General features: G+C 69.5%; 24 protein-coding genes. 18 read left to right on the top strand and 6 right to left on the bottom strand.

Annotation, left to right across the window (positions count from 1 at the left end):
- Nucleotides 1-137 precede the first annotated feature (137 nt).
- Entirely contained in the window at nt 138-1,151 is a 1,014-nt protein-coding gene (locus Q7J39_RS03980) for a ligase-associated DNA damage response exonuclease (RefSeq protein WP_304820652.1), read from the top strand.
- On the top strand, nt 1,152-2,786 hold the full coding sequence (locus Q7J39_RS03975) for a cisplatin damage response ATP-dependent DNA ligase (protein ID WP_304820650.1): 1,635 nt from the start codon (nt 1,152-1,154) through the stop codon (nt 2,784-2,786). It begins immediately after the preceding gene.
- Here Q7J39_RS03975 and Q7J39_RS03970 read toward each other — a convergent pair.
- Genes Q7J39_RS03970 through Q7J39_RS03960 form a run of 3 tightly spaced genes read right to left on the bottom strand, consistent with a single transcriptional unit; the run spans nt 2,764 to nt 5,548 of the window.
- Nucleotides 2,764-4,116, bottom strand: coding sequence for a hypothetical protein (locus tag Q7J39_RS03970; RefSeq protein ID WP_304820647.1), 1,353 nt, complete (start codon nt 4,114-4,116; stop codon nt 2,764-2,766). The genes Q7J39_RS03975 and Q7J39_RS03970 overlap by 23 nt on opposite strands.
- Nucleotides 4,113-5,030, bottom strand: coding sequence for an ABC transporter ATP-binding protein (locus Q7J39_RS03965; protein WP_304820645.1), 918 nt, complete (start codon nt 5,028-5,030; stop codon nt 4,113-4,115). The genes Q7J39_RS03970 and Q7J39_RS03965 overlap by 4 nt, the downstream gene beginning before the upstream one ends.
- Nucleotides 5,027-5,548, bottom strand: coding sequence for an HAD family hydrolase (locus Q7J39_RS03960; RefSeq protein WP_304820643.1), 522 nt, complete (start codon nt 5,546-5,548; stop codon nt 5,027-5,029). The genes Q7J39_RS03965 and Q7J39_RS03960 overlap by 4 nt, the downstream gene beginning before the upstream one ends.
- Nucleotides 5,549-5,675: 127 nt before the next feature.
- Between Q7J39_RS03960 and Q7J39_RS03955 the strand changes: the two genes are divergently transcribed.
- The 9 genes from Q7J39_RS03955 to Q7J39_RS03915 all read left to right on the top strand — a co-directional run bounded on the left by Q7J39_RS03955 (nt 5,676) and on the right by Q7J39_RS03915 (nt 14,558).
- Nucleotides 5,676-7,508: a dipeptide ABC transporter ATP-binding protein gene (locus Q7J39_RS03955; protein WP_304820641.1), complete on the top strand. Its 1,833-nt coding sequence runs from the start codon at nt 5,676-5,678 to the stop codon at nt 7,506-7,508.
- A gap of 10 nt (nt 7,509-7,518) precedes the next feature.
- Entirely contained in the window at nt 7,519-8,586 is a 1,068-nt protein-coding gene (locus Q7J39_RS03950; protein ID WP_304820639.1) for a mannose-1-phosphate guanylyltransferase, read from the top strand.
- A 108-nt stretch (nt 8,587-8,694) separates the two neighbouring features.
- Nucleotides 8,695-9,786, top strand: coding sequence for a GNAT family N-acetyltransferase (locus tag Q7J39_RS03945; RefSeq protein WP_370689988.1), 1,092 nt, complete (start codon nt 8,695-8,697; stop codon nt 9,784-9,786).
- A gap of 49 nt (nt 9,787-9,835) precedes the next feature.
- Nucleotides 9,836-11,038 (top strand): threonine ammonia-lyase, encoded by a 1,203-nt coding sequence (locus Q7J39_RS03940; protein WP_304820634.1) that lies wholly within the window; start codon nt 9,836-9,838, stop codon nt 11,036-11,038.
- An 11-nt stretch (nt 11,039-11,049) separates the two neighbouring features.
- On the top strand, nt 11,050-11,541 hold the full coding sequence (locus Q7J39_RS03935) for an FKBP-type peptidyl-prolyl cis-trans isomerase (protein WP_304820631.1): 492 nt from the start codon (nt 11,050-11,052) through the stop codon (nt 11,539-11,541).
- 39 nt (nt 11,542-11,580) lie between these two features.
- Entirely contained in the window at nt 11,581-11,832 is a 252-nt protein-coding gene (locus tag Q7J39_RS03930) for a DUF1294 domain-containing protein (protein ID WP_304820629.1), read from the top strand.
- 67 nt (nt 11,833-11,899) lie between these two features.
- Complete coding sequence (locus tag Q7J39_RS03925) at nt 11,900-13,132, top strand: NAD(P)/FAD-dependent oxidoreductase (protein ID WP_304820627.1); 1,233 nt, start codon at nt 11,900-11,902, stop codon at nt 13,130-13,132.
- Complete coding sequence (locus Q7J39_RS03920; protein WP_304820625.1) at nt 13,132-13,482, top strand: nuclear transport factor 2 family protein; 351 nt, start codon at nt 13,132-13,134, stop codon at nt 13,480-13,482. The genes Q7J39_RS03925 and Q7J39_RS03920 overlap by 1 nt, the downstream gene beginning before the upstream one ends.
- Nucleotides 13,479-14,558, top strand: coding sequence for a phosphotransferase family protein (locus Q7J39_RS03915; protein WP_304820623.1), 1,080 nt, complete (start codon nt 13,479-13,481; stop codon nt 14,556-14,558). Before Q7J39_RS03920 ends, Q7J39_RS03915 begins: the two co-directional genes overlap by 4 nt.
- Before the next feature lie 3 nt (nt 14,559-14,561).
- Here Q7J39_RS03915 and purU read toward each other — a convergent pair whose 3' ends face one another.
- Nucleotides 14,562-15,404 (bottom strand): formyltetrahydrofolate deformylase, encoded by an 843-nt coding sequence (gene purU, locus Q7J39_RS03910; RefSeq protein ID WP_304820621.1) that lies wholly within the window; start codon nt 15,402-15,404, stop codon nt 14,562-14,564.
- A 120-nt stretch (nt 15,405-15,524) separates the two neighbouring features.
- Between purU and argE the strand changes: the two genes are divergently transcribed.
- On the top strand, nt 15,525-16,700 hold the full coding sequence (gene argE / locus Q7J39_RS03905; RefSeq protein ID WP_304820618.1) for an acetylornithine deacetylase: 1,176 nt from the start codon (nt 15,525-15,527) through the stop codon (nt 16,698-16,700).
- 216 nt (nt 16,701-16,916) lie between these two features.
- Here argE and Q7J39_RS03900 read toward each other — a convergent pair whose 3' ends face one another.
- Nucleotides 16,917-17,903, bottom strand: a complete 987-nt coding sequence (locus tag Q7J39_RS03900) for a glycosyltransferase family 2 protein (protein WP_370689987.1) — start codon at nt 17,901-17,903, stop codon at nt 16,917-16,919.
- A gap of 61 nt (nt 17,904-17,964) precedes the next feature.
- Here Q7J39_RS03900 and rfbC point away from each other — a divergent pair, with 61 nt between their 5' ends.
- Genes rfbC through Q7J39_RS03880 form a run of 4 tightly spaced genes read left to right on the top strand, consistent with a single transcriptional unit; the run spans nt 17,965 to nt 21,327 of the window.
- Entirely contained in the window at nt 17,965-18,519 is a 555-nt protein-coding gene (rfbC, locus tag Q7J39_RS03895; protein WP_304820614.1) for a dTDP-4-dehydrorhamnose 3,5-epimerase, read from the top strand.
- Complete coding sequence (locus tag Q7J39_RS03890; protein ID WP_304820612.1) at nt 18,519-19,355, top strand: acyl-CoA thioesterase II; 837 nt, start codon at nt 18,519-18,521, stop codon at nt 19,353-19,355. The genes rfbC and Q7J39_RS03890 overlap by 1 nt, the downstream gene beginning before the upstream one ends.
- 20 nt (nt 19,356-19,375) lie before the next feature.
- Nucleotides 19,376-19,960, top strand: a complete 585-nt coding sequence (locus Q7J39_RS03885; protein ID WP_304820610.1) for a DedA family protein — start codon at nt 19,376-19,378, stop codon at nt 19,958-19,960.
- A 53-nt stretch (nt 19,961-20,013) separates the two neighbouring features.
- Nucleotides 20,014-21,327 (top strand): amidohydrolase family protein, encoded by a 1,314-nt coding sequence (locus Q7J39_RS03880; protein ID WP_304820607.1) that lies wholly within the window; start codon nt 20,014-20,016, stop codon nt 21,325-21,327.
- 36 nt (nt 21,328-21,363) lie between these two features.
- Here Q7J39_RS03880 and Q7J39_RS03875 read toward each other — a convergent pair whose 3' ends face one another.
- Nucleotides 21,364-22,470: an NADH:flavin oxidoreductase gene (locus Q7J39_RS03875; RefSeq protein WP_304820605.1), complete on the bottom strand. Its 1,107-nt coding sequence runs from the start codon at nt 22,468-22,470 to the stop codon at nt 21,364-21,366.
- Between the two features lie 127 nt (nt 22,471-22,597).
- Here Q7J39_RS03875 and Q7J39_RS03870 point away from each other — a divergent pair, with 127 nt between their 5' ends.
- Together Q7J39_RS03870 and Q7J39_RS03865 are read left to right on the top strand one after the other, a co-directional pair.
- Entirely contained in the window at nt 22,598-23,023 is a 426-nt protein-coding gene (locus Q7J39_RS03870) for a globin (protein WP_304820602.1), read from the top strand.
- 114 nt (nt 23,024-23,137) lie between these two features.
- Complete coding sequence (locus tag Q7J39_RS03865; RefSeq protein WP_304820601.1) at nt 23,138-24,562, top strand: MFS transporter; 1,425 nt, start codon at nt 23,138-23,140, stop codon at nt 24,560-24,562.
- Nucleotides 24,563-24,578 lie beyond the last annotated feature (16 nt).

The raw sequence follows: 24,578 nt of genomic DNA, 5'->3' as shown, positions 1-24,578 counted from the left end.
GCGCGAGAAGGTGCGTTCGTCTCGGGCGGCGGTGTAGTCCCGCCGATCTCGAAAGACCCGTTAAGTCTTGGTCATGACGTTGAATTCACAATATTAATGTCCCGTAAGGTTGAGCTTTCCCGGAGCCGGCGGCCGCGATGATCAAGCCTGAAGCCCTGCTGCGTCCGACCCCGGCCGGGCTCTACTGCCCGCCCGGTGACTTCTATATTGATCCCACCCGGCCGGTGGACCGGGCCGTCGTGACCCACGGCCATTCCGACCATGCCCGCGCCGGCCACGGGGCGGTGCTGGCCACGCCCGAGACCCTGGCGATCATGGCCGAGCGCTATGGGGCCGATTTCGCCGGCGCCACCGAGGCCGCCGCCTATGGCCAGACCGTCCATCGCGACGCCGTCGAGGTGACCCTGGTCCCGGCCGGCCACGTCCTGGGTTCGGCCCAGGCGGTGGTCAAGTGGAAGGGCCTGACCATGGTGGTGTCGGGCGACTACAAGCGCCGCCGCGATCCCACCTGCCCGCCTTTCGAGCCGGTTCCCTGCGACGTCTTCATCACCGAGGCCACCTTCGGCCTGCCGGTGTTCCGGCATCCGCCGGACTCGGGCGAGATCGCCCGGCTGCTGCGCTCGGTGACCCAGTTCCCGGAACGCTCGCATCTGGTGGGCGCCTATGCGCTCGGCAAGGCGCAGCGGGTGATCTGTCTGTTGCGGGAGGCCGGTTGGGACAAGACCATCTATGTCCACGGCGCCCTGGAGCGGCTGAACCGTCTCTACGAGGACCACGGCGTCGAGCTTGGCCCGCTGTCGCCCGCCACCGTGGCCACCAAGCCGGATTTCGCCGGGGCCATCGTCATCGGCCCGCCCTCGGCCCTGCAGGACCGCTGGTCGCGCCGCTTCCCCGATCCGGTCCAGGCCTTTGCCTCGGGCTGGATGCAGGTCCGCGCCCGCGCCCGGCAGCGGGGGACCGAGCTGCCCCTGGTGATCTCCGACCACGCCGACTGGGACGAGCTCACCGCCACGGTGGACGAACTGCGCCCCGGCGAGCTGTGGATCACCCACGGCCGGGAGGAGGCCCTGGCGCGGTGGGCGCAACTGCACGGCATCCAGGCCCGGGCGCTTGCCCTGGTTGGCTATGACGACGACGAGGAGGACGGCTAGGTGCGCGCCTTCGCCGAGCTGCTGGACCGCCTGTCGCTGACGGCGTCGCGCAACGCCAAGCTGACCCTGGTGCGCGACTATCTGCGCGAGACGCCGGACCCCGACCGGGGCTGGGCGCTGGCCGCGCTCACCGGCGACCTGACCTTCGACGCCGCCAAGCCGGCCTTCATCCGTAAGGCGGTGGAGGAACGCATGGACCCGCTGCTGTTCCGCTGGTCCTACGACTATGTGGGCGACCTGGCCGAGACCGTGGCCCTGGTCTGGCCGGCCCGCCCCGGCGCCAACCGCGAGCCGGAGCTGTCGGAGGTGATCGACGCCCTGCGCGGCGCGACGCGGGCGGAGGCGCCCCGGCTGATCGAGGCGTGGCTGGATGTCCTTGAGCCCACGGGGCGCTGGGCGCTGCTGAAGTTGATGACCGGCGGCCTGCGGGTGGGGGTCTCAGGCCGTCTGGCCAAGCAGGCGGCAGCCGACCTCGGCGGGGTCCCGATCAACGAGGTCGAGGAGGTCTGGCACGCCCTGCATGCGCCTTACGAGGACCTGTTCGCCTGGCTGGAGGGGCGCTCGGATCGCCCGCGCCCGGATTCGCCGGGCCGTTTCCGGCCCACCATGCTGGCCCAGGCCCTCGACGAGGCCGTCGACCTCGGCAAGCTCGACCCGGCCGACTATGCCGCCGAGTGGAAGTGGGACGGCATCCGCGTCCAGGCGGTGAACGAGGCGGGGGTGCGCCGCCTCTACACCCGCAACGGCGACGACATTTCAAAGACGTTTCCCGATGTGCTGGACGTCCTGGATTTCGAAGGCGCGCTCGACGGCGAACTTCTGGTGATGGGCGACGACGGGGTGGCGAGCTTCGGGGATCTGCAGCAGCGGCTGAACCGCAAGACCGTCGATGCCAAGCTGATGGCGAAACACCCGGCCGGTATCCGCGCCTATGACCTGCTGGCGGAGGCGGGCGAGGACACCCGCGTGCTGTCCTTTCGCGAGCGGCGTCTCCGGCTGGAGGCCTTCGTGGCTGAGCTGGCCACCCCGCGTATCGATCTCTCGGTGCTGCAGCCCTTCGAGACCTGGGCCGAACTGGCGGACCTGCGCGCCTCTCCCCCGCCGGGCGACCCGCAGATCGCCGAGGGCCTGATGCTGAAGCGCTGGGACTCCATCTACGAAGCCGGACGCCCCAGGGGGCCGTGGTTCAAGTGGAAGCGCGACCCGTTCCTGATCGACGCGGTGCTGATGTACGCCCAGCGCGGCCACGGCAAGCGGTCCAGCTTCTATTCCGACTACACCTTCGGGGTCTGGACGGAGGTCGAGGGCAAGCGGGTCCTGACCCCGGTGGGCAAGGCCTATTTCGGCTTCACCGACGAGGAGTTGAAGCAGATCGACAAGTTCGTCCGCGACAACACCATCGAAAGGTTCGGGCCGGTGCGTTCGGTCAAGGCCGAGCCGCATTTCGGCCTGGTGTTCGAGGTGGCCTTCGAGGGCCTGCAACGCTCCACCCGCCACAAGTCCGGGGTGGCCATGCGCTTCCCCCGCATCCACCGCATCCGCTGGGACAAACCCGCCGGGGAAGCCGACGAGCTGGTGACCCTGGAGCGGATGCTGGATCAGATGGAAAAGGTCAGCGCACCTCGGGCGCCTTGATCCGACGCCAGGCGAGCACCCAGGCGATGGCGGCCTGGGCCAGGCCCGAGGCGAGGCTGACCCACGGTGCGGTGGACATGGGCACGAAGAGGGCCTGGCCGGTTCCGGGACTGATGACCGAGCCGACGATGCCGCCCACCGCATAGAGCAGGGCCAGGGCCACCACGGCGCCGAAGTCGCCGCGCTGCGGGCGAGGCCCGAAGCGGAAGAGGGTGATCACCGCCAGGTCGCGCAGGACGAAGGCCAGCAGGGCGGCGGCCTGGGCGGGGTCAGGGCCCTGGCTGAACATCGAGCCCGCGCCACCGACGACGAAGGCCGCGACCACCAGGATCAAGGCAAGAATGAAGGGGACGATGGCGGCCGGCGTCAGAGGCAGGGCGCGGGCCAGGTCGCCCTTCGCCGCGGAGGCTGCGAACTGGCGCAGTCGCACCCGGTCGGCGGGCTCGGCGAAGGCCCCGGCATAGGCCGCCAGGGCCACGGCCAGGGCCCCCACCAACAGGGCGGCGGCGAGACCGCCGGACTGATAGGCGAATCCGCCGAGGAACACCGCCAGGAAGATCAGGAAGGCCGGCCAGATCACGGGCAGGTTCTTCATCTGCAGCTCCAGCCGCATCAGCCGCCAGGCGCCGGCCAGGCCCCAGCCGGCGAAGGCCAGGGTGGCGAGCGTGCGGAAGGCGATGGCCGGGAAGACCTGGCCCCACCAGGTGATGTCGCCCCGCGCATAGAGGAAGGAAGAGAGGCCGGAGAGGCCCGCGCCGCGTTGGAAGCCCGACGATCCGGCCACCGCCGACAGCAGGAACAGGCCGAGGATCAGGCCCCAGAACACGCCGCCGGCCCGGGCGACGCGGCCCTCGGCGCGGGCCTTACGCACCCCGATCAGGGCCGCGGCCAGGCAGATGGCTTGGAGGAAGAGGGCGAGCGAAATCAGGAAGGCCAGCATCCACAGGGCGCCGGGCTGGCCCTGGATCAGCATCAGGCCGGCCATCAGGGCGACGCCGGTCAGCGCGCAGATCCAGGCCAGGGACGAGGCCCCCAGCAGCTTGCCCCAGGTCATCGACCAGGGGGTCAGGGCTGAGAGTCTCTGGAAATCCCAGGTGCGGTCGGCGATCTCGCCCAGCACCGCGCCGCCGGCGGCGCGTGAACCCCACAGCAGGCCGCAGATGACGAAGACGAAGCCGCCCACACCCGCCATGGCCGGCAGGGGGCCGCCCATCGACTCCCGCGCCACCAGGGCCGTGGCGCCGTAGATCATCACCAGGACGACGGCGGCCCAGGCGATGCGCCGCGGCGAGGCCTCAAGCCAGAGATTGCGCTGGAATTCGGGGTTCATCGGGCCACCTCCGCCAGATAGGCGTCTTCGAGGGTCGTCTTCGCCGCCTGGAAGGAACGGACCTTCAGGCCCGCCCCGATCAGCTTGCCCAGCAGGCTCGAGTCATCCTCGCCCTCGGGGAGCAGAAGGGTGGCGGTGTCGCCCGCCTGGCGCTCGACGGTGACGCCGAGCGTCTCCAGCCGTTCGGCGAGATCCAGCGGCGGGGCGGCGAAGGTCACCTCCACCCGCTGGCCGTCCCGGTGTCCGCCCCCGGCCGCCACCACCCCGCCGCCGGCCACCGCGCCGTCGCGGATCATCAGCATCTGGGTGGAGTAGTCCTCCAGCTCGGCCAGGATGTGGGAGGAGACCACGATGGTCATGCCATCCTTGGCGAGTGAGAGGATCAGGTCCGACAGGCTGCGGCGGGCCTCCGGATCCAGGCCGGCGGCGGGCTCGTCAAGCAGCAGGACGCGGGGCTGGTGGACGATGGTCTGGGCGATGGCCAGGCGCTGCTTCAAGCCTCGCGACAGTTCCCCTGCCCGAGCCTCCAGGCGGTCGGTGAGCTGCACCCGGGCCGCCGCCATTTCCACGGCGGCGGGCGTTTCGGCGACCCCCACGCCCCGCGAGCGGGCGGCATAGGTCAGGGCCTTGCGGACCGACAGCTCCTCATAGAGGCCGAAGAAGTCGGGCAGGTAGCCAATGGCGGCATGGACCCCGCGCGGGTCGGCCTCGACGTCCAGGCCCGCCACCCGGATCGTCCCCTCGGTGGGGGCGTCCAGGGCGGCGATGCAGCGCATCAGGGTCGACTTGCCGGCCCCGTTGGGACCCACCAGGGCCAGCACCGCGCCGGCCTGGACCTCGAAGGACACACCGTGCAGGGCGCGGGCCGCCGGGTAGTCATAGACCACCCCGGACACCTCGATCATGGCGCTCATGTCAGCTCCCCTTCCAGGAAGGTCTTCAGGTTGCCGCCGGTGAATTTAAGGCCGCGCACGCCGGCGCGGCGTCCGGCCTCCACGTCGCCGTCCTTGTCGCCCACCATCAGGGAGCGCGAGAGGTCGACGGGCCACTCGGCGATCGCCTGCAGCAGCATGCCGGGGTTGGGCTTGCGGTTCGGCGGATCGGGATGTCGGTAGATGTCCTGCGCCGCGTCGGGGTGGTGCGGGCAGTAGTAGAAGGCGTCCACGCGAGCGCCGGCCTTGGCCAGGTCGGCGCCCATCTGCACGTGCAGCTTCCGGACATCGGCCTCGGTATAGTAGCCACGGCCGACGCCGGACTGATTGGTCACCACGAACACCCACCATCCGGCGGCGTTGAAGGCGGCGATGGCCTCGCGGGCGCCTGGAATCCAGACGAAGTCCTCCCAGCGATAGACATAGCCGGGGTCTTCATTGAGCACCCCGTCGCGATCGAGGAACAGGGCGGGGCGGGGGGGCTGGTCGGGCGCGCTCACCGGGGCACTCTAGCGCCAAGCCCGCGCGCCGTCGCGGGGGTCTGGACTTAAGCTTTCGTAACGCGCCATTTCGCCGACACACCGCCCCGGCTATGGTCGGTGAACCCTTCAAGTTTTCGAGGTCGCCTTGGCCGACGCATCGCCCGTTCTCTCCATCAAGGACCTCAAGGTCGATTTCGCCACCCACGACGGGGTGGTTCGGGCCGTGCGGGGCGTGTCCCTTGACGTTGCCCGAGGGGAAACCCTCGGCGTCGTGGGCGAGAGCGGGTCGGGCAAGAGCCAGACCTTCATGGCGCTGATGGGCCTCCTGGCCCGCAACGGCGTGGCGAGCGGCTCGGCCAAGTTCCTGGGGACCGAGCTCCTGAACCTCAAGCCCTCGGCGCTGAACAAGATCCGCGGCTCGAAGATGACCATGATCTTCCAGGATCCGCTGACCGCGCTCACCCCCCATGTCCGCATCGGCGAGCAGATCGCCGAGCCCCTGCGCCTGCATCTGGGCATGTCCGGCGACGCGGCCACCAAGCACGCCAAGGACTGGCTCGACCGGGTGCGCATCCCCGACGCCGAGCGCCGCCTGCGGCAGTATCCGCACGAACTGTCGGGCGGCATGCGCCAGCGGGTGATGATCGCCGCGGCCATGGCGGGTTCGCCCGCCCTGCTGATCGCTGACGAACCCACCACGGCGCTGGACGTCACCGTCCAGGCCGAGATCCTCGACCTGATGGACGAGCTGAAGCGCGAAACCGGCACGGCCATGGTGCTGATCACCCACGACATGGGGGTCATCGCCCGCCTCGCCGACCGGGTCTGCGTGATGAAGGACGGCGCCTATGTGGAGGAGGGCGAAGCCGAGGCCATCTTCGCCGCGCCCAAGGACCCCTATACCCGCGCCCTGCTGGACGCCATTCCGCGGCTGGACCGCTCCGACCGCTCCGACCGCGGTGGCCGTCCGACCCTGAGCCCCGTCGCGCCCAACGCGCCGGTCGTGGTGGAGGGCAAGGACATCAAGGTCTGGTTCCCGATGCACGAGGGCCTGTTCGGCGCGAAACGGAACCTGCGCGCCGTGGACGGCGTCTCCTTCCAGGTGCGCGAGGGCGAGACCCTGGGCGTGGTCGGCGAGAGCGGCTGCGGCAAGTCCACACTGGCCCGCGCCGTCATCAACCTGATCCCGGCCACCGGCGGGGCGGTGACCCTGCTGGGCCGCGACATCACCGGCGCCGACAAGGAAGCCATGCGCGCCGCGCGCCGCGACCTGCAGATCGTCTTCCAGGATCCCCTGGCCAGCCTCGACCCGCGCATGACCATCGGCGACTCCATCGCCGAGCCCCTGCAGGTGTTCAAGCCGGAGCTGAAGCGCGCCGAGCGCGACACCGAGGTCGCCGCCATGATGGCCAAGGTCGGCCTGGCGCCGGCCCTGATCAACCGCTACCCGCACGAGCTGTCCGGCGGCCAGAACCAGCGGGTCGGCATCGCACGCGCCATGATCCTGAAGCCGAAACTGGTCATCTGCGACGAGGCGGTCTCGGCCCTGGACGTCTCGATCCGCGCCCAGATCATCGACCTGCTGATCGAGCTGCAGAAGGAGATGGGCCTGGCGATGATCTTCATCAGTCACGACCTGGCGGTGGTCCGGGAGATCAGCCACCGGGTGATGGTGCTCTATCTGGGCCGGGTGATGGAGCAGGCCGAGCGCGAGCAGCTCTACGCCCACCCGCACCATCCCTATACCCAGGCCCTGCTGTCGGCCGCCCCGATCCCTGATCCGGTCCGCGAGCGTTCCCGCAAGCGGCTGAAGCTGTCGGGGGAGCCGCCCAGCCCCATGGACCCCCGCAGCGCCCTGCGCTTCCTGCCCTCGCGCCTGTCGGCCGACCCCCTGGGCCAGGTCTATGTGCCGCAGTTGAAGGAGGTGGCGCCGGGCCACCTTGTCTCCGAATTCGATCCGCCGTCCGAAGCGGCCTAAGCGCGAAATCATGACCTCGAAGATCACGCCCATCCTGATGTCCGGCGGCGCGGGGACGCGCCTGTGGCCCCTGTCGCGCCAGGCCAAGCCCAAGCAGTTCCACCGCCTGGGCGGCCCACAGACCCTGATCCAGGCCACCGCCATGCGGGTCACAGGGCCGATGTTCAATCCGCCGATCGTGGTCTGCGCCGCGTCCCACGCGGACCTGACCCGCGCCCAACTGGCCGAGGTGGGGATCACGGCCCAGGCTCTGATCGCCGAGCCCGCCCCCCGCAACACCGCCGCGGCCTCCGTGGCCGCCGCCGCCGTGGCCGCCGAGATCGACCCGGACGGGGTCTTCATCCTGCTGCACGCCGACAACCTGGTGGCCGACGTGCCGGCCATGCATGCGGCCATCGAGGCCGGCCGCGCGGCGGCGCAGAGCGGCGAGGTGGTGATCTTCAGCCTCAAGCCCACCGGACCTGAGACCATCTACGGCTATATCCGCGCCGGGGCCGGCGAGGGCCTGGTGCGCAAGGTCGCCCAGTTCGTCGAGAAGCCGGACCTGGAGACCGCCAAGGTCTTCGTCGCCGATCCCGACTATGGCTGGAACGCCGGCATGTTCATGTTCAGCGCCAGGGCGTTCCTGGACGAATGCCGACGCCTGGCGCCCGCCATCTGCGCCGCCGCCGAGGCGGGCGTCGCCAAGGCCCAGCGTCCCGGCGACGTGATCGCCCTGGCCCCCGACTTCCTCAGCGCGCCCTCGGAAGCCATCGACACCGCCATCATGGAAAAGACCGATCGCGCCAGCGTCGTCGGCGCCGACATCGGCTGGAGCGACGTCGGCAACTGGCACGCCCTGTGGGAGGGCTCGGTCCGCAACGGCGACGGCAATGCCCTGGACGGCGACGCCATCGCGGTGGACTCGAGGGGAAACATCGCCCGCACCGATGGTCCCGTGGTGGTTCTGGCGGGCGTCGAGGACCTGGTGGTGGTGGTGGAGAACGGCGTCGTCCTGGTGACCCGCCGGGAGTCCACCTCGTCGGTCAAGGCCGCGGTGGAGGCCCTGAAGACCCAGGGCCGGGGCGAGCTTCTCTGATCTGAGGTTGCGCGCGGACACCCCGCGCAAGTTGCGCCGCGGCGATTCCGGCAACTTCGCGGAAAGGGTTCGTGGTTAAGGTCGCCCGGTCGCGTTTCGCCGCCGGGGATGGCCGTCTTGCAAATCGAAGTCCTCCGTCCGCAGGACATGACGGCGCAGCGCATGGCGCGCTGGGCGCAGCTGCAGGCCGGCGACATCACCCTCGACTCGCCCTTCCTGTCCCCCGACTGGGCCCGGACGCTGGAGCGCGTCCAGCGCCAGACCTCCCGCCAGATCCGTGTCGCCGTCGCCGTCCAGGACGGCCGCGACGTCGCCTTCCTGCCGGTCCGCGTCGGCCACCTCACCGCCATGCCGGTCGGCGCGCCGATGTGCGACTACCAGGGCCTGGTGGCCGAGCCGGGCGTGAAGATCGACGTGCGCAGGATGGTCCAGGCGCTGGGTGTTCAGCGCTACGACTTCTGCCACATGATCGAGGACCAGACCGAGTTCTCCCCCTTCGCCCGCGGCCGCCAGCTCTCGCACGTGGTGGATGTCGAGGTGGGCTACGAGGCCTATGAGGCCGCCCGCCGCGAGGCCGGGACCTCGGTCCTCAAGGACTGTGACAAGAAGCGCCGCAAGGTCGAGCGCGAGGTTGGCCCCGCCACCTTCACCGCCTTCTCCCGCAGCCAGGCCGATTTCGACCAGCTGGTGGCCTGGAAGCGCGCCCAGCTGGCCGCCACCGGCCAGACCGACATCTTCGACGCCGGCTGGACCCTGCGCCTGATGCAGGACCTGTTCGAGCGGCGTGATCCGGACTTCGGCGCAGGCCTGTTCACCCTGCACTTCGGCGACCGCCTGGCCGCGGTTCACCTGCATCTGCACGGCAAGCAGACCGTCCACGGCTGGCTGATCGCCCACGATCCGGAGTTCGAGCGCTATTCGCCGGGCATCCTGCTGTTCCAGGACATCCTGCGCTGGATGGACGCCACCCCCTATTCTCGCCTGGACCTTGGCCCCGGCGACTACCGGTTCAAGCGCGAGCTGGCCAATACCGGCGTCTGGGTGACCCACGGCTTTGTCGGTGGGGTCGCGCCGGCCGCCCTGGTCCGCCACGCCGCCTATGGCGTGCGCCGCGCCGCCGAGGCCCTGCCGCTGGGCAAGATGTCGGAGCTTCCCGGCAAGGCCATGCGCCGCGTGGACGTCCTACGCGGTTTGCGCTGAGGGCCCACCGCCGTTAGAGGTGGCGTCCTTTTCCACCCCTGGCCTGATCATGACCCTGTCCATCGACGATATCCGCGCGGCCGCCGAGCGGCTGAAGGGGCGCATCGAGCGCACGCCCTGCCGCCAGTCGCGGACGCTGTCGGAGATTACCGGGGCTGACGTCTGGGTGAAATTCGAGAACCTGCAGTTCACCGCCGCCTATAAGGAGCGCGGCGCGCTCAACACCCTGCTGCAGCTCAACGACAACGAGGCCAAGCGCGGGGTGATCGCGGCGTCCGCGGGCAATCACAGCCAGGGCCTGGCCTATCACGCCGCGCGCCTGGGCATTCCCGTGACCATCGTTATGCCCCGCAACACTCCCTTCGTGAAGGTGCAGCAGACCCGCGCCTTCGGGGCCGAGGTGGTGCTGGACGGGGAGACCTTCGACGACGCCGCGGCTCTGGCCAAGACCCTCTGCGCCGAGCGGGAGCTGGTCTTTGTTCCCCCCTTCAACGACCTGAAGGTGATGGCCGGCCAGGGCACGGTGGCCCTGGAGATGTTCGAGGACGTGCCGGACCTGGAGGTCCTGCCCATTCCCATCGGCGGCGGCGGGCTGATCGCGGGCTGCGCCACCGTGGCCAAGTCGCTGAATCCCAAGGTCGAGATCTACGGGGTCGAGCCGGCCATGTACCCCTCCTTCACCGCAAGGATGCGTGGGATCGGCGCGGCCACAGGCGGGGCCACCATCGCCGAGGGCATCGCGGTGAAGTCGGTCGGAGAAGAGTGCTACGCCGTCGCCCGGCCGCTGATCGACGACGTGCTGCTGATCGAGGAGCCCTATTTCGAGCGGGCCATCGCGCTGTACTGCAATGTCGAGAAGACCGTGGTGGAGGGCGCCGGCGCGGCCTCGCTGGCCGCCCTGCTGGCCTATCCGGAGAAGTTCCGCGGCAAGAAGGTCGGGCTGATCATCACCGGCGGCAATATCGACACCCGCCTGCTGGCCTCGGTGCTCACCCGCGAGCTGGTGCGCGAGCAGCGGCTGGTCTCCCTGCGCATCGTCGGCGACGACCGGCCGGGCCTGCTGGGCACGGTCTCGGTGCTGATCGGCAAGATGGGGGCCAATATCGTCGAGGTCGCTCACAACCGCCTGGCCCTGGACGTGCCCGCCAAGGGCGCGGAGTTCGACATCATGATCGAGACCCGCGACGCCCAGCACACCCAGGAAATCATGGACGCCCTGCGCGAGAGCGGCTACCCGCCCCGCGCCGTTTAGGAAACACAGTGATGAAGCGTATCGTTCTCGCCCTGGCCCTCGTCATGCTGGCCGCCTGCGGTCCCGGCAAGAAGGCCACCGACAACCTGGCGGCCGCCAAGACCTTCCTGGCCACCAACGGCAAGGCGGCCGGCGTCGTCACCCTGCCCTCGGGCCTGCAGTACAAGATCATCCAGTCGGGTCCGGCCACGGGCCTCAAGCCCCACACCGGCGACGAGGTGAAGGTCCACTACGAAGGCAAGCTGCTGGACGGCAAGGTCTTCGATAGCTCCTACGAGCGCGGCGCCCCGGCGGCCATGCCCATCGACGCCCTGATCCCGGCCTGGATCGAGGCCCTGCAGCTGATGCGGCCGGGCGATGTCTGGATGCTCTATGTGCCGCCGGAACTCGGCTACGGCGAAGAGGGCGCGGGGGGCGGCGAGATTCCCGGCAACAGCGTGCTGATCTTCAAGATTGAACTGATCGGCGTCCTGCCGGGCCCCGGCTCGGTGGGCCAGGGCTAACTGGGCTACGCCCTGCTCTACCTGGCGGTCGTCAACCTGATGACCTTCGCGGTGTTCGCCGGCGACAAGCGCGCCGCCGCGGCCGGCCGCCGCCGCACGCCGGAGGCCACCCTGCTGGGTCTGGCGGCCCTGGGCGGCAGCCTGGGGGCGGTGAGCGCCCAGCGCCTGCTGCGCCACAAGACCCGCAAACAGCCCTTCGCGGGGGAGCTCAACCTGATCGTGCTGGGCCAGCTTGGCCTGCTGGCGGTGCTCGCTGTTCTCGCCGCGCGCCATGCCCTTGTCATACGCTAAGGAACCCTGCTGAGATCGCTTCCGGAGCCGCGCCGTCAGAGCGCCGGCCAAGGGACGGAATAGGCACATGGACTACGATCTGATCGTTGTCGGCGGCGGTATCGGTGGTTCGGCCCTGTCGGCGGTGATGGCGCAGGCCGGCGCTAAGGTCCTGCTGCTGGAGGCCTCGGAGGTCTACGAGGACAAGGTCCGCGGCGAGTGGATCGCGCCCTGGGGCGTCGCCGAGGTCAAGCGTCTGGGGCTTTACGATCTGCTGGTGAGCGCCGGCGGCCACCACATCGAGACCCACATCTCCTACGACGAGAACCGCACCCCGGAGGCGGCGCGCGCGACGCCGGCCCCGCTGGGGATCTTCGCGCCGGGCGTGCCGGGCCCGCTCTGCATCGGCCATCCCCATCACTGCCAGACCCTGTTCGACGAGGCCGTCCGCCGGGGCGTCGACGCCCGGCGCGGGGTGCAGGTGATGTCGGTGGCCGGCGGGGCGGGCCCCACCGTCACCTTCCGTCAGGACGGCCAGGAAAACACCGTGACCGCCCGGCTGCTGGCGGGCGCCGATGGCCGCGCCTCCCTGGTCCGCGAGACCCTGGGCATCCCCCTGCATCAGGACAGCCCGCACCACATGTTCGCCGGCCTGCTGGTGGAGGGCGCGCCGGACTGGGATGAGAAGGTTCAGGCCATCGGGGTGGAGGGCGATTTCTCCTTCCTGGCCTTCCCCCAGGGGTCCGGCCGGGTGCGGCTCTACGGCAGCTACGCCCTGGATCAGCGGCGGCGGTTCGCCGGACCGGAGGGGGCCAAGGCCTTCCTGGAGGCCTTCCGCATGGAGTGCTCCCCCGACAACATCCACCTGGCCGACGCCACGCCCATCGGGCCGCTGCTCTCCTATTTCAACAACGACGCCTGGACCGATGCGCCCTTCGCGCCCGGGGCCGTGCTGGTGGGGGACGCCGGCGGCTGGAACGACCCGATCATCGGCCTGGGCCTCTCCATCACCTATCGCGACGTCCGTATCGTCACCGACATCCTGAAGGGGGAGGCCGATTGGGCGAAGGCCGACTTCACCCCCTATGCGCAGGAGCGGGCCGAGCGCCTGCGCCGCCTGCGGTTCACCGCCTCCATCGTCTCCACCCTGGAGGCGGAGTTCGGCGAGGCCGCCCGCGCGCGGCGCGACAGCCTGCACGAGCGGGCGAGCCAGGACGCCTCCCTGCGCGCCCACACCTTCGCGGTGATGGCCGGGCCCGAGGTCCTGCCGCCCGAGATCTTCACCCCAGAGCACCGCGCCCGCGTCCTCGGAGAAGCCTGATGGAAGAATTCAACCGCCGCTGGCTGGCCGCCTGGACCGCCAAGGATGTCGAGGCTTTGCTCACCTTCTACACCCCCGACACCCGCTATTTCGACCAGCAGACCGCCGCCGGCATTCAGGGTCATGAGGCGCTGGGGGCCTATCTCACGGGCCTGTTCGGCATGACCCCGCCCATGCGCTACGAGGCCGAAGAGGTCTGGGAGATCACGGGCGGCTTCTGCGGCCGCTGGTACTGCACCATCGGGGATGCGGCCACGCCCGCCCTGCGCGGTTTCGACCTGGTGCTGATGGAGGGCGACGCGATCGTCCGCAACGAGGTCTATGTCCACACCCTGGGACAGGCCGCGTGAGCGAGCTTCCCATCGTCACCGATCCCTATGCCGTCGACGCCGCCTGGCTGACCGCCGCCCTCAACCGCGCCGGGGTCGCCGCCAAGGTCGAGGGCTTCACCACCGAAAAGGTCGGGGACGGCATGCTGGGGGAGAGCGTCCGCTTCAACCTGGCCTATGCGGCGCCCGTCGAGGGCGCGCCCGCCAGCGTGGTGGGGAAGTTCCCCTCGGCCGACCCGGTCAGCCGCGCCACCGGCGGAGCCATCGGCCTCTATCTGAATGAGGTGCGCTTCTACCAGGAGGTCGCCCACACGGTGGCGATCCGCACGCCCAGGCCCTACGTCGCGCAGATCAATACCGAGACCCATGACTTCACCCTGCTGCTGGAGGATATGGGCCCGGCCCGGGGGGGTGACCAGCTCACCGGCTGCAGCCTGGCCGATGCCGAGACAGCCATGCGGGAGGCCGCGGCCCTGCACGGTCCGCGCTGGGCCGACCCGAAGCTGGCCGAGGTGGAGTTCCTCAACCGCCCGGCCATCGACGGGGGCGGGATCGCGGCGATGTTCGGCGGCATTATCACCGCCTTCCGCGCCCGCTATGAGGACCGGCTGGAGCCGGAGTACATGGCGATCTGCCAGGACTTCGCCGACAATATCGGCGCCTTCTACGAGGGGCCCGCGGCGCCGAAGACCCTGCAGCACCTGGATTTCCGCCTCGACAACATGCTGTTCGAACCCCAGGGCGGCCGCTGGCCCCTGGCGGTGCTGGACTGGCAGTCGGTGGCCCTGGGGGCCGGCGTGCTGGACGTGGCCTATTTCATCGGCGCGGGCCTGCCCACCGAGATCCGCCGCAAGCACGAACAGGACCTGCTGAAGCAGTGGCTGGAGGCCCTGCGCGGGTACGGGGTGACCTATGACTGGAACGACGCCTGGAACGGCTACCGCCACTACCTGCTGCAGGGGGTCTTCACCGCCATCTTCGCCTCGGTCAGCACCAAGCAGACCGACCGCGGCGACCAGATGTTCCTGACCATGGCGCGCCGCCACTGCGCCCAGGCGGCGGATCTGGAGTCGATGAAGCTGCTGCGGAGGGCCTAGCCCTCAGTCAGTAAACACCACCGTCTTGCTCCCGTTCAGCAGCACCCGGTCCTCCAGCCGCCAGCGGACGGCGCGTGCCAGCACCCGGCGCTCGATGTCGCGGCCCTTGCGGATCAGGTCCTTCGGGGTGTCGCGGTGGCTGATGCGCTCGACGTCCTGCTCGATGATCGGGCCCTCGTCGAGGTCGGCGGTGACATAGTGGGCGGTGGCGCCGATCACCTTCACCCCGCGCTGGTGGGCCTGGTGATAGGGCCGCGCGCCCTTGAAGCCCGGCAGGAAGGAGTGGTGGATGTTGATGCAACGCCCCTCCAGCTTGGCGGCCAGGCCGTCGGACAGCACCTGCATGTAGCGGGCAAGCACCACCAGCTCGGTCTCCGTCTCCTGGATCAGCCGCCAAAGCGCCGCCTCCTGCTCCATCTTGGTGTCGCGGGTCACCGGAAGATGGTGGAAGGGCACGCCCGAGAGGTCCAGGTGCGCATAGGTGTCGGCGGCGTGGTTGGAGACCACGGCGGCCAGCGTCATCGGCAGCTCGCCCCGGCGCCAGCGATAGAGCAGGTCGGCCAGGCAGTGGTCCTGCTGCGAGGCCAGGATCATCACCCGTTTCTTCACCTTGGCGTCGCGCAGGGTCCAGGCCATGCCGAAGGCCGCGCCGTGGGGCGTGAAGGCTTCGCGCAGGCTCTCGGCGCTCTCCTTCCCCGCATCGAACACCACCCGCATGAAGAAGCGGCCGGTCTCCTCGTCGTCGAACTGCTGGGCGTCGAGGATGTTGCAGCCCCGCTCGAACAGGAAGGCCGAGACACGGGCGACGATGCCGGGGCGGTCGGGACAGGCGAGGGTCAGGATCATGGCATCGCCTAAGGCTTGATCACGGCGCGGACGTCAAGTTCCGAACAGTTGGCCCGGTCACGGTCAGTTGCGCGGCCTGGCGGGTGGAGCCGGTCAGCCCCGACCGCTAGGGTGGCGCCCATGTCCTCGACCCTCACCGCCCGCGCCCTCGACATCCTCGCCACCCTGGTGGCCTTCGACACCACGTCGCGGCTCTCCAACCTCGCCCTGATCGAGTGGGTGGAGGCCTATCTGGATGGCCACGGCGTCGCCCATCGTCGGGCGCCCAACCATGACGGCTCCAAGTCCAACCTGCTGGCCACCATCGGACCGATGATCGCCGGCGGCGTGGTGCTGTCGGGCCATACCGACGTGGTGCCGGTGGACGGCCAGCCCTGGATCACCGATCCCTTCACGCTGACCCCCAAGGACGACGGCCGCATCTATGGCCGCGGGACCTGTGACATGAAGGGGTTCCTGGCCCTGGCCCTGGCCGCCGTCCCCGACCTGGTGGCGGCGGGCCCCCGGAAGCCGGTGCACCTGGCCTTCTCCTATGACGAGGAGGTCGGCTGCCTGGGGGCGCCTGATTTGATCCGGCTTATCGGCCGGGAGCTGCCGACCCCGGCCCTGGTGGTGGTGGGCGAACCCACCAACATGGAGGCGGTGCGCGGCCACAAGGGCATCATCAATCATCTGGTGACCGTCAACGGCCACGAGGCCCATTCCAGCCAGACCCAGCTCGGCGTCTCTGCGATCATGGAGGCCGTGCCGCTGCTGGCGGCGGTGCGCGACCTGGCCGCCCGGCTCGAGCGCGAGGCCGACCCGGCCTCCCTGTTCACGCCCAAGCACGCGACCATGACCATCGGCCTCGTCCACGGCGGCACGGCGGGCAACATCCTGGCGCGCGAGTGCAGCTTCCAGTTTGATCTGCGCTACGCCGCCGGCCTCGATCCCGACGCCCTGCTGGCCCCGTTCCTGGCCCAGTGCGCGGAGCTGGACGCGTCCCTGAAGGTCCGGTTTCCCGAGGCGGGCGTCAAGGTCGAGCGCCGCTCGGCCACCCCGCCACTCGCCCCCGAGCCCGACGGCGCGGCCGAGGTCTTCGCGCGCAGGCTGACCGGCGACAACGGCCCGCCCCGTGTCGTGGCCTTCGCCACCGAGGCCGGCCAGTTCCAGCAGGCGGGATTCTCCACCGTCATCTGCGGCCCCGGCTCCATCGACCAGGCCCACCAGCCCAACGAATATGTCGAGGCCGTCCAGATGGACCGCGGCGGCGCCTTCATGGAGCGGCTGGTGGAGTGGGCGGCCAGGGGGGAATGAGAAGAGGAACCACGAACCTCACGAACGACACGAACAAGAACGAGCCGCTTCCCACGGGTGTCATCCCGGTTTCCGCGTAGCGGAAGACCGGGACCCATACTCACCGATCCATCCTGAAAGTCCCGCGCGTCTGGGTCCCGGACAAGCACTGCGCGCTTTCCGGGATGACACTTGTTCTTTGTTCGCGCCGTCCGTGAGGTTCGTGGTTTCCCCTCCCTACCGCCGCTTGATCACCACCCGGCGCAGGAACAGGTCCAGCGGGTTCCAGGTCATGGCGCGCGCGATGGCCCACGACCCGACCGTGCGCGTGGCCTGGGTTTCCCGGCGGGCGGCCAGGGCCACGTCCAGGCCCTTCAGCCCCGCCAGCAGCCCCCGCCAGGGCGCCTTGAACTCGTGGCGGTCGGCGTGGCGCAGAAACAGCAGGGCGGTGGTGAGGACGTGCAGGGGCAGGGTCAGCCAGAGCAGGGGCGCGGGCGTGTTCTTCAGATAGACCCACAGCCGGTTGCGGGTGCCGTGGAACACCGCGAACGCCGACCTGGGCCCACCCGAGGCCGTTGACCCGACATGGCGGACCACGGCTGTGGGAACGACGATCGTCGGCTCGCCGATCAGCCGCATGCGGTAGCCGAAATCGACGTCCTCGCAGTAGCAGAACAGCCGCTCGTCAAAGCCCCCCAGCGCGAGGAAGAACGCCCGGTCCACCAGCATGGCCCCGCCGCAGGCCGAGAACACCTCGCCCGGGGCCATCGGCCCCGGGTCCCGGCCCATATAGCCGCCCCGGAAGGGGAAGCCGGCGCCGGACATCACGTCGCCGAGGCCGTCCAGGCGGCTGGGATCGTCGGCCATCAGCTGGCGTGACGAGAAACACTTCACGGTCGGCCAGGTCTCCGTGGCCGCCACCAGCGTCGCCAGCCAGTCGGGATCGGCGAAGGCGTCGGGATTGATCAGGGCCATCCACCGGCCCGTGGCGAGCCGGGCGGCGCGATTGACTCCCGCCGCGAAGCCCAGGTTCGAACCCGCCTCCACGAACCGCACGTTCGGATGGGCGGCGGCCGCGGCCTGTGGCGCGCCGTCGGCCGACGCGTTGTCCAGCAGGATGATCTCGTGGTCGGTAAACCCCTGCGCCGCCAGGGCCGCGAGGCAGGTTTCCAGGTGGTGGCCGCTCTGATAGGCGACCACCACGATGCTGACGGCGGGCGTCAAAGACTTGTCTTTCGCGCCAACCCGCGCCATCGCAAGCGTCACTCCGTCCAACTGAGGCGCCATGACGACGATTACGCCCCTCGCCCTGCCCGAGGTCCTGCTTATCACGCCCAAGCGCCATGGCGATGCGCGGGGCTGGTTCATGGAGACCTGGAGCCGGCGCGCCTTCGCCACACATGGGCTGGATATCGACTTCGTGCAGGACAACCACGCCTTCAGCGGCGAGGCGGGCACCGTGCGGGGCCTGCATTTCCAGACCGCCCCCCACCCCCAGGCCAAGCTGCTGCGGGTGCTGCGCGGTTCGATCCTCGACGTGGCGGTGGATGTCCGCGCCGGCTCGGCCACCTACGGCCGCTGGGTCTCGGCCACCCTCACCGCGAGCGGCGGCGAGCAGATCTTCGTGCCGCGCGGCTTCGCCCACGGCTACTGCACCCTCGAGCCCGACACCGAGCTGGCCTACAAGGTCGATGGCCTCTATGCGCCGGAGACCGAAGGCGCGGTCCTCTGGAACGACCCGGACCTGGCCATCGACTGGCCGGCCTTCGCCGGATCGGTGCTCTCCGACAAGGACAAGGCCGCGCTGCGCCTGAAGGACCTCGCCCCGGTGAGCTTCTGATGGCGGACGTTTCCGAACTGGTCAGCATCCTGGAGCTCGAGCCCATCGAGCTGGACATGTTCCGGGGCCAGACTCCGGCTGGGGCCGGCAGCCGCATCTATGGCGGCCAGGTGGTGGCCCAGGCCATGGCCGCGGCCTATCGCACCATCGACGACGGCCGGCTGTGCCACTCCATGCACGGCTATTTCATGCGGCCGGGGGACCCCAAGGTCCCGATCCTGTTCCAGGTGGAGCGGGTGCGCGACGGCGGAAGCTTCGCGGTGCGCCGGGTGGTGGCCCTGCAGAACGGCAAGCAGATCTTCAACCTGGCCGCCTCCTTCCAGACCCCGGAGACGGGGTTCGAGCACCAGTTCGACATGCCGCCCGCGCCGGCGCCCGACAGCCTGCTTAACGAGGAGGAGCTGCGCGCCAAGGCGGGACTGGATCCCGCCAGCCGCCGCATCTGGCCCGTCGAGGTCCGCCCCTGCGACCCGCAGGCGCATGGGCAGACCCGGGCCCTGCCGCCGCTGGACATGTGCTGGTTCCGCGCCCGGGTGTCGCTGGGGGACGACGTGATCCTCAATCAGTGCGCCCTGGCCTACGGCACCGACATGACCCTGCTGGACGTGTCCCTGCGGCCGCACGCGGTGAACTGGGACTCAGGCCGCCTACAGGTGGCCAGCCTCGACCACGCGCTCTGGTTCCACAAGGCCAGCGACTTTTCCCAGTGGCACCTCTATGTGCAGGACAGCCCATCGGCCTCGGGCGGACGCGGATTCAATCGCGGATCGATCTATGGGCCGGGTGGCGCGTTGGTGGCGTCAGCTACCCAGGAAGCGCTGATCCGCTTCCGCTAGACGCGAAAGACCTCCCGCCCATGGGCGACCTGCACAACGCCCTCGTGACCTACGGCCCCATGGCCGTCTTCCTTGGCGCGGCCTTCGAGGGGCAAGCTGCTGTGATCGCCGGCGGCTTCCTGGCACACCAGGGCCTGATGCCCCTGTGGCTCACCCTCACCGCGGCGGCCGCGGGGTCGGCCCTGATCGACCACGGCCTGTTCCTGGCCGGCCGGCGGTTCCGCACCACCAAGTATGTGATCCGCGCAGCCCAGACCTCCGCCTTCGCAAAGGCCCTGCTCTTCATCGAGCGGTTCCCGATCAGCTACATCTTCGCCTTCCGCTACCTGTTCGGCCTGCGGATGGTCAGCCCCATCGCCATTGGTGTGTCCAAGGTATCCAGCTTGGCCTTCACCCTGTTGAACATCGCCTCGGCCGTCCTCTGGTCCGTCGTGTTCACGGCCGTCGGCTACTGGTTCGGCGAGACTATCGAGGCCACCTTCGGCCGCTTCAAGGGCATGGAGCACCGCCTGACGGTGGCGGCGGTGGTGCTGGTGGGGGTCGTGGCGGCCTTCCACCTGGCCAAGTGGGCCTTGCCGCGCCTGAAGACGCGTTTCTCCCGCTAGCCTTTGCGCCCCGCGCTGGATAGCTTCACCGCCAGGTTCTTGCGGGGGTTTCCATGCGTATCGGTGGGTTGGCGAGTGCGGCGGTCTGCGCCCTGGTGATAAGCACGCCGGCCCTGGCCAAGGATGTCGTCATCCATGCCGGGCGGCTGATCGACGGAGTCTCCAAGACCCCGCGCGCGCAAGTCTCCATCCTGATCAAGGACGACCGCATCACCGGGGTGCAGGCGGGCTATGTCACGCCCCCCGGCGCCGAGGTCATCGACCTGACGTCCGGCACCGTCCTGCCGGGCCTGATCGACACCCACGATCACATCACTGCAGGCTTTCACCAGGGCGACCCGATCCGCAACGCGGTGACCATCACCCCCTATGACGTGACCATCGAGTCGGTGGGCTATGCCCGCGCCACCCTGCTGGCCGGGTTCACCTCGGTGCGCGATGTCGGCAGCGAGACCGGAGTCGTGGTGGCCCTGAAGAAGGCGGTCAGGTCCGGCGCCATCCCCGGTCCGCGCATCTGGAGCTCCGGCGGCGCCATCGGTCCCACGGGTGGTCACGGCGATGCGGCCAACGGCCTGGATCCCGACCTGGATCACCCCCACTGGCAGGACAATCTGGTGGACAGCCCGGAGTCCGCGCGCCGGGCGGTCCGCACCCTGCACCGCCAGGGCGCCGACCTGATCAAGATCATGCCTTCGGGCGGGGTGATGTCGATCGGCGACGATCCCAAACATCAGCTGATGGCCGACGACGAGATCAAGGCGGTGATCGACACCGCCCATGCGCTCGGCATGAAGGTCGCCGCCCACGCCCACGGCAAGCTGGCCATCGACAAGGCGGCCGCGCTCGGTGTCGACTCCATCGAGCATGGCTCCTTCGCCGACGCCGAGAGCTACAGGATCATGAAGGCGCACGGGACCTGGTTCGTCCCCACCATGCTGGTGGGTGCGCGGGTCTATGACCGCGCCAAGAGCCATCCGGAACAGCTCAATCCCTCCACCGCCGAAAAGGCCCTGATGGTGGTGCCGGTGATGGTCAGGAACCTGCACGACGCCTACGCCGCTGGGGTGAAGATCGCGTTTGGCACCGACACCTTCGGAATGTCCGCCCACGGGGAGAACGCCCAGGAGTTCGCCCTGATGGTCAAGGCCGGCATGACCCCCGCCGACGCCATCACAGCGGCCACGGCGGGCGCCGCCGAGCTGATCGGCGATGCGAAGAACATCGGCTCCATCCAGGCCGGCCGCTACGCCGACATCATCGCCGTCGCCGGCGATCCCCTGGCCGACGTCACCACCCTGGAGCGGGTCGGCTTCGTGATGAAGGGCGGGACCGTCTACAAGGCCGACGGCAAGGCCGTGGCGCAGTAACCTCCCTTCCCCCACGAGGGGGAAGGCTTTGGGCGGTCAGGCCCCCACTGCCTCCGGCTCGGTCACGAAGCCCTTCCAGGTCGCCATGTAGTCCACGAAGGCCGGGCCCAGGCCTTCCTGGCGCAGGTGCTCGCGGGTCACCGGCAGGCTGATGGGCGTGAAGTCGGGGTCGGTCTCCACCCGGTGCGGCCAGTCGTGGTGCAGGATCGCGGCGCGGCCGAGCAGGACGAAGTCGGCGCCTGCCGCCAGCATGGCCCGCGCATCGGCGGCGCTCATGATCTTGCCGGCCACCCCCAGGCGCACGGCGCCCCGGTCCAGCTCGGTGAAATAACTCATCAGGCTGCGGCCCTTGTAGGCCTCGTCCGCCGGCTCCTTGAAGGCGTCCCACAGGGACATGTCGAGGAAGTCGATCAGCTTGCCGCTCATCACCGCCTGGGCGAAGTCGGCGATCTCCCGCAGATCCAGGTCGAACCGCTCCGGCGACAGCCGCAGGCCCAGCAGGAAGTCGGGGCCGCAGCGTTCACGCACCCCGCGCAGGATCTCCACGATGATCCGGCCCCGGTTCTCCGCCGAGCCGCCATACGAGTCGGTGCGGCGGTTGAGGCCGGCGCTGAGGAACTGGCAGAGGATGTAGGAGTGGGCGCCGTGGATCTCGACCCCGTCGAAGCCGGCGGTTTTCGCCCGCACGGCGGCGACGATGAAGTCCTCCACCACCTGCTCGACCTCGGCGGTCGAAAGCCCGCGCGAGCCCGAGGCCTCATCGTCCGACGGCCCTACCGGCTGGGTCCCGATCAAGTCCTTGGGAGAGCGATAGCCCGCATGGTGCAGCTGCACCACCGCGACGCTGCCCGCCGCCTTGATGGCCGTGGCCAACCGGGTCAGGCCTTCGATGTGGTTGTCCGACCAGATGCCCATCTGACCGGGGAAGCCCTGGCCGATCGCCTGCACGTGGGCCGCGCAGGTCATGGTCAGGCCAAACCCGCCCTGGGCCCGCAGGGTCAGCCAGTGGAACTCGTCCTCCGACATGGTCCCGTCCACATGACTCTGCAGGTTGGTGAGCGGCGCCAGCATCAGGCGGTTCTTCATGGCGCGGCCATGGGCGAAGGTCAGGGGCGTGAGCAGGTCGGCGGGCAAGGCGGTCATCCGGTCTGGAGCGAGGTTGGCGGCAGTTGAAAGGTCCGCGGGCCCCGGCGCAAGTCCCGGCTTGTCTTAAGTGATTGCTGATAAGCTGGAGCCGCGCGATGATCCCGGCCTCACGCGGGAGGACCCTATGAACGCCAACCTGATCGAGCAGAGCCTGGAACTGGCCGCCGAACGCTGCGAGGATTTGACCCCGCTGGTCTATGCCCGCCTGTTCGCCGACCATCCGTCGATGGAGCCCCTGTTCTGGGGCGACAAGAACGGGGCGATCCGCGGTGAGATGCTGGCCCGGGTGTTCTCCGCCATCCTCGATTTCGTCGGCGAGCGGCTCTACGCCTCGACCCTGATCCAGACCGAGGTGATCAACCACGCCGGCTATAACGTGCCGCCGGACATCTTCGCGATCTTCTTCGGCACGGTGGCCGCCACCCTGAAGGACGTGATCGGCGCCGACTGGACGCCGGCCATGGACGAAGCCTGGACCAAGCTGCTGGCCGACCTCGACTATTACGTCACCCACCCGAACCAGGCGGAGACGGTGGGCGTCACGGTCTAGACCGGACGTATTTGTTGTCATTCTGCGCGCCGCCTCTTGCCCTCCCCCCGGGAAAGCGCGTCCTGTGCGGCGGCGGAGCGCCCGGTTGAGCGGCGCCGGTCGGGAGCAGTCTTAGTGAACCAGGGTGCGTCAGGCTCCAGCAGGCTCGGCCTGCCCACCATCCTCGGCTTTTCGCTTTCCAACCTGCCGCTCGGCGCGCTGGCCGTGGCCGTGGCCGTCTATCTGCCGCCCTACTTCGCCAGCCATCTGGGGGTCAGCTTGGCGGTCGTGGGCAGCGCCTGGGCCATCGTCCGGCTGCTGGATATCGGCGTCGATCCGGTCCTGGGTCTGATCATGGACCGCACCCGCACCCGGATTGGCCGCTACCGCTTCTGGATGATCATCGGCGCCCCGGTGCTGATGCTGGCGGTCTACGCCCTGTTCCAGGCTCGCCCGGGCATCGGGGCGGGCTATCTGGTGGTCTGGCTGCTGGTCTTCTATCTCGGCACCTCGATCATGGGTCTTGGCCACTCGGCCTGGGGCGCCAATCTCTCCACCACCTATGATGAGCGCTCCCGCCTGTTCGGCGTGGTGGCGGCCCTGGGGGTCATCGGGGCGGTGGTGGTGCTGCTGATCCCCATCGGCGCCAATGCGCTGAACCGCACCACGGCCCAGACCGTGCCGGACATGGGCTGGTTCATCTTCTGGCTGATCCCGATCTCCATGGTCTGGATGGTGTTCCGCACGCCTGAGCGCATCGCCCCGGAGACCGGCCTGCCGCAGTTCCGGCTGCGGGATTACATTTCGCTGCTGGTGAAGCCCGATCTGTTGCGGCTGTTCCTGGCCCAGATGGCCCTGACCCTGGGCCCTGGCTGGATGAGCGCCCTCTACGTCTTCTTCTTCACCGACAGCCGCGGCTATACCGGCACCCAGGCCTCGATCCTGCTGCTGGTCTATGTGGTGGCCGGTATCCTCGGCGCGCCCCTGACCGCCCGTCTGGCCCAGAAGCTCTCCAAGCACCGCACCCTGATGGTCACCACCACGGCCTATTCGCTGGGCCTGTGCATGGTGCTGGTGATCCCCAAGGGCAGCGTCCTGGCCGCCCTGCCGGTGATGTTCTGGTGCGGGTTCATGGCCGCTGGCTTTGATCTGATGATCCGCGCCATGCTGGCCGATGTCGGCGACGAGGTCCGCCTGGAGCAGGGTCAGGAGCGGATCAGCCTGATCTACGCCCTCAACAGTCTGGCCGCCAAGATCGCCTCGGCCTTCTCGATCGGCGTCACCTTCCCGCTGCTGGGCAAGCTCGGCTACAACGCCGCGGAGGGGGCGGTGAACACGCCCGCCGCCATCCGCAGCCTGGAATGGGCCTATATCGCCGGGCCCATCGTCTTCGTCATGCTGGGGGGCGCCTGCGTCGTCGGCTGGCGCCTGGACGCCGACCGCCACGCCCAGATCCGCCGCGACCTGGACATCCGCGACGCCCAGTTCGCCGAGGCCCCGATCCTGGAAAGCCTCTCGGGCGAACCCGCCATCCCCGTGCTGGACGGCAAGGGCATCTAGCCGCCGGTCCAGTCTT

This window comes from Phenylobacterium sp. (genome assembly GCF_030651185.1).
Taxonomy (GTDB): Bacteria; Pseudomonadota; Alphaproteobacteria; order Caulobacterales; family Caulobacteraceae; genus Phenylobacterium.
Note: the sequence above shows the minus strand (reverse complement) of the source record. Positions and strands in the feature narration are given on the sequence as shown.

What these genes read in the sequence shown, in the direction of transcription:
- Q7J39_RS03930 (WP_304820629.1), top strand. Translation starts at nt 11,581, where the DNA reads ATGACCTTCGCGGTGTTCGCCGGCGACAAGCGCGCCGCCGCGGCCGGC.
- Q7J39_RS03965 (WP_304820645.1), bottom strand. Translation starts at nt 5,030, where the DNA reads ATGAGCGCCATGATCGAGGTGTCCGGGGTGGTCTATGACTACCCGGCG.
- argE (WP_304820618.1), top strand. Translation starts at nt 15,525, where the DNA reads ATGTCCTCGACCCTCACCGCCCGCGCCCTCGACATCCTCGCCACCCTG.
- Q7J39_RS03920 (WP_304820625.1), top strand. Translation starts at nt 13,132, where the DNA reads ATGGAAGAATTCAACCGCCGCTGGCTGGCCGCCTGGACCGCCAAGGAT.
- rfbC (WP_304820614.1), top strand. Translation starts at nt 17,965, where the DNA reads ATGACGACGATTACGCCCCTCGCCCTGCCCGAGGTCCTGCTTATCACG.
- Q7J39_RS03885 (WP_304820610.1), top strand. Translation starts at nt 19,376, where the DNA reads ATGGGCGACCTGCACAACGCCCTCGTGACCTACGGCCCCATGGCCGTC.
- Q7J39_RS03870 (WP_304820602.1), top strand. Translation starts at nt 22,598, where the DNA reads ATGAACGCCAACCTGATCGAGCAGAGCCTGGAACTGGCCGCCGAACGC.
- Q7J39_RS03945 (WP_370689988.1), top strand. Translation starts at nt 8,695, where the DNA reads ATGGCCGTCTTGCAAATCGAAGTCCTCCGTCCGCAGGACATGACGGCG.
- Q7J39_RS03890 (WP_304820612.1), top strand. Translation starts at nt 18,519, where the DNA reads ATGGCGGACGTTTCCGAACTGGTCAGCATCCTGGAGCTCGAGCCCATC.
- Q7J39_RS03980 (WP_304820652.1), top strand. Translation starts at nt 138, where the DNA reads ATGATCAAGCCTGAAGCCCTGCTGCGTCCGACCCCGGCCGGGCTCTAC.
- Q7J39_RS03950 (WP_304820639.1), top strand. Translation starts at nt 7,519, where the DNA reads ATGACCTCGAAGATCACGCCCATCCTGATGTCCGGCGGCGCGGGGACG.
- Q7J39_RS03970 (WP_304820647.1), bottom strand. Translation starts at nt 4,116, where the DNA reads ATGAACCCCGAATTCCAGCGCAATCTCTGGCTTGAGGCCTCGCCGCGG.
- Q7J39_RS03935 (WP_304820631.1), top strand. Translation starts at nt 11,050, where the DNA reads ATGAAGCGTATCGTTCTCGCCCTGGCCCTCGTCATGCTGGCCGCCTGC.
- purU (WP_304820621.1), bottom strand. Translation starts at nt 15,404, where the DNA reads ATGATCCTGACCCTCGCCTGTCCCGACCGCCCCGGCATCGTCGCCCGT.
- Q7J39_RS03925 (WP_304820627.1), top strand. Translation starts at nt 11,900, where the DNA reads ATGGACTACGATCTGATCGTTGTCGGCGGCGGTATCGGTGGTTCGGCC.
- Q7J39_RS03880 (WP_304820607.1), top strand. Translation starts at nt 20,014, where the DNA reads ATGCGTATCGGTGGGTTGGCGAGTGCGGCGGTCTGCGCCCTGGTGATA.
- Q7J39_RS03875 (WP_304820605.1), bottom strand. Translation starts at nt 22,470, where the DNA reads ATGACCGCCTTGCCCGCCGACCTGCTCACGCCCCTGACCTTCGCCCAT.
- Q7J39_RS03940 (WP_304820634.1), top strand. Translation starts at nt 9,836, where the DNA reads ATGACCCTGTCCATCGACGATATCCGCGCGGCCGCCGAGCGGCTGAAG.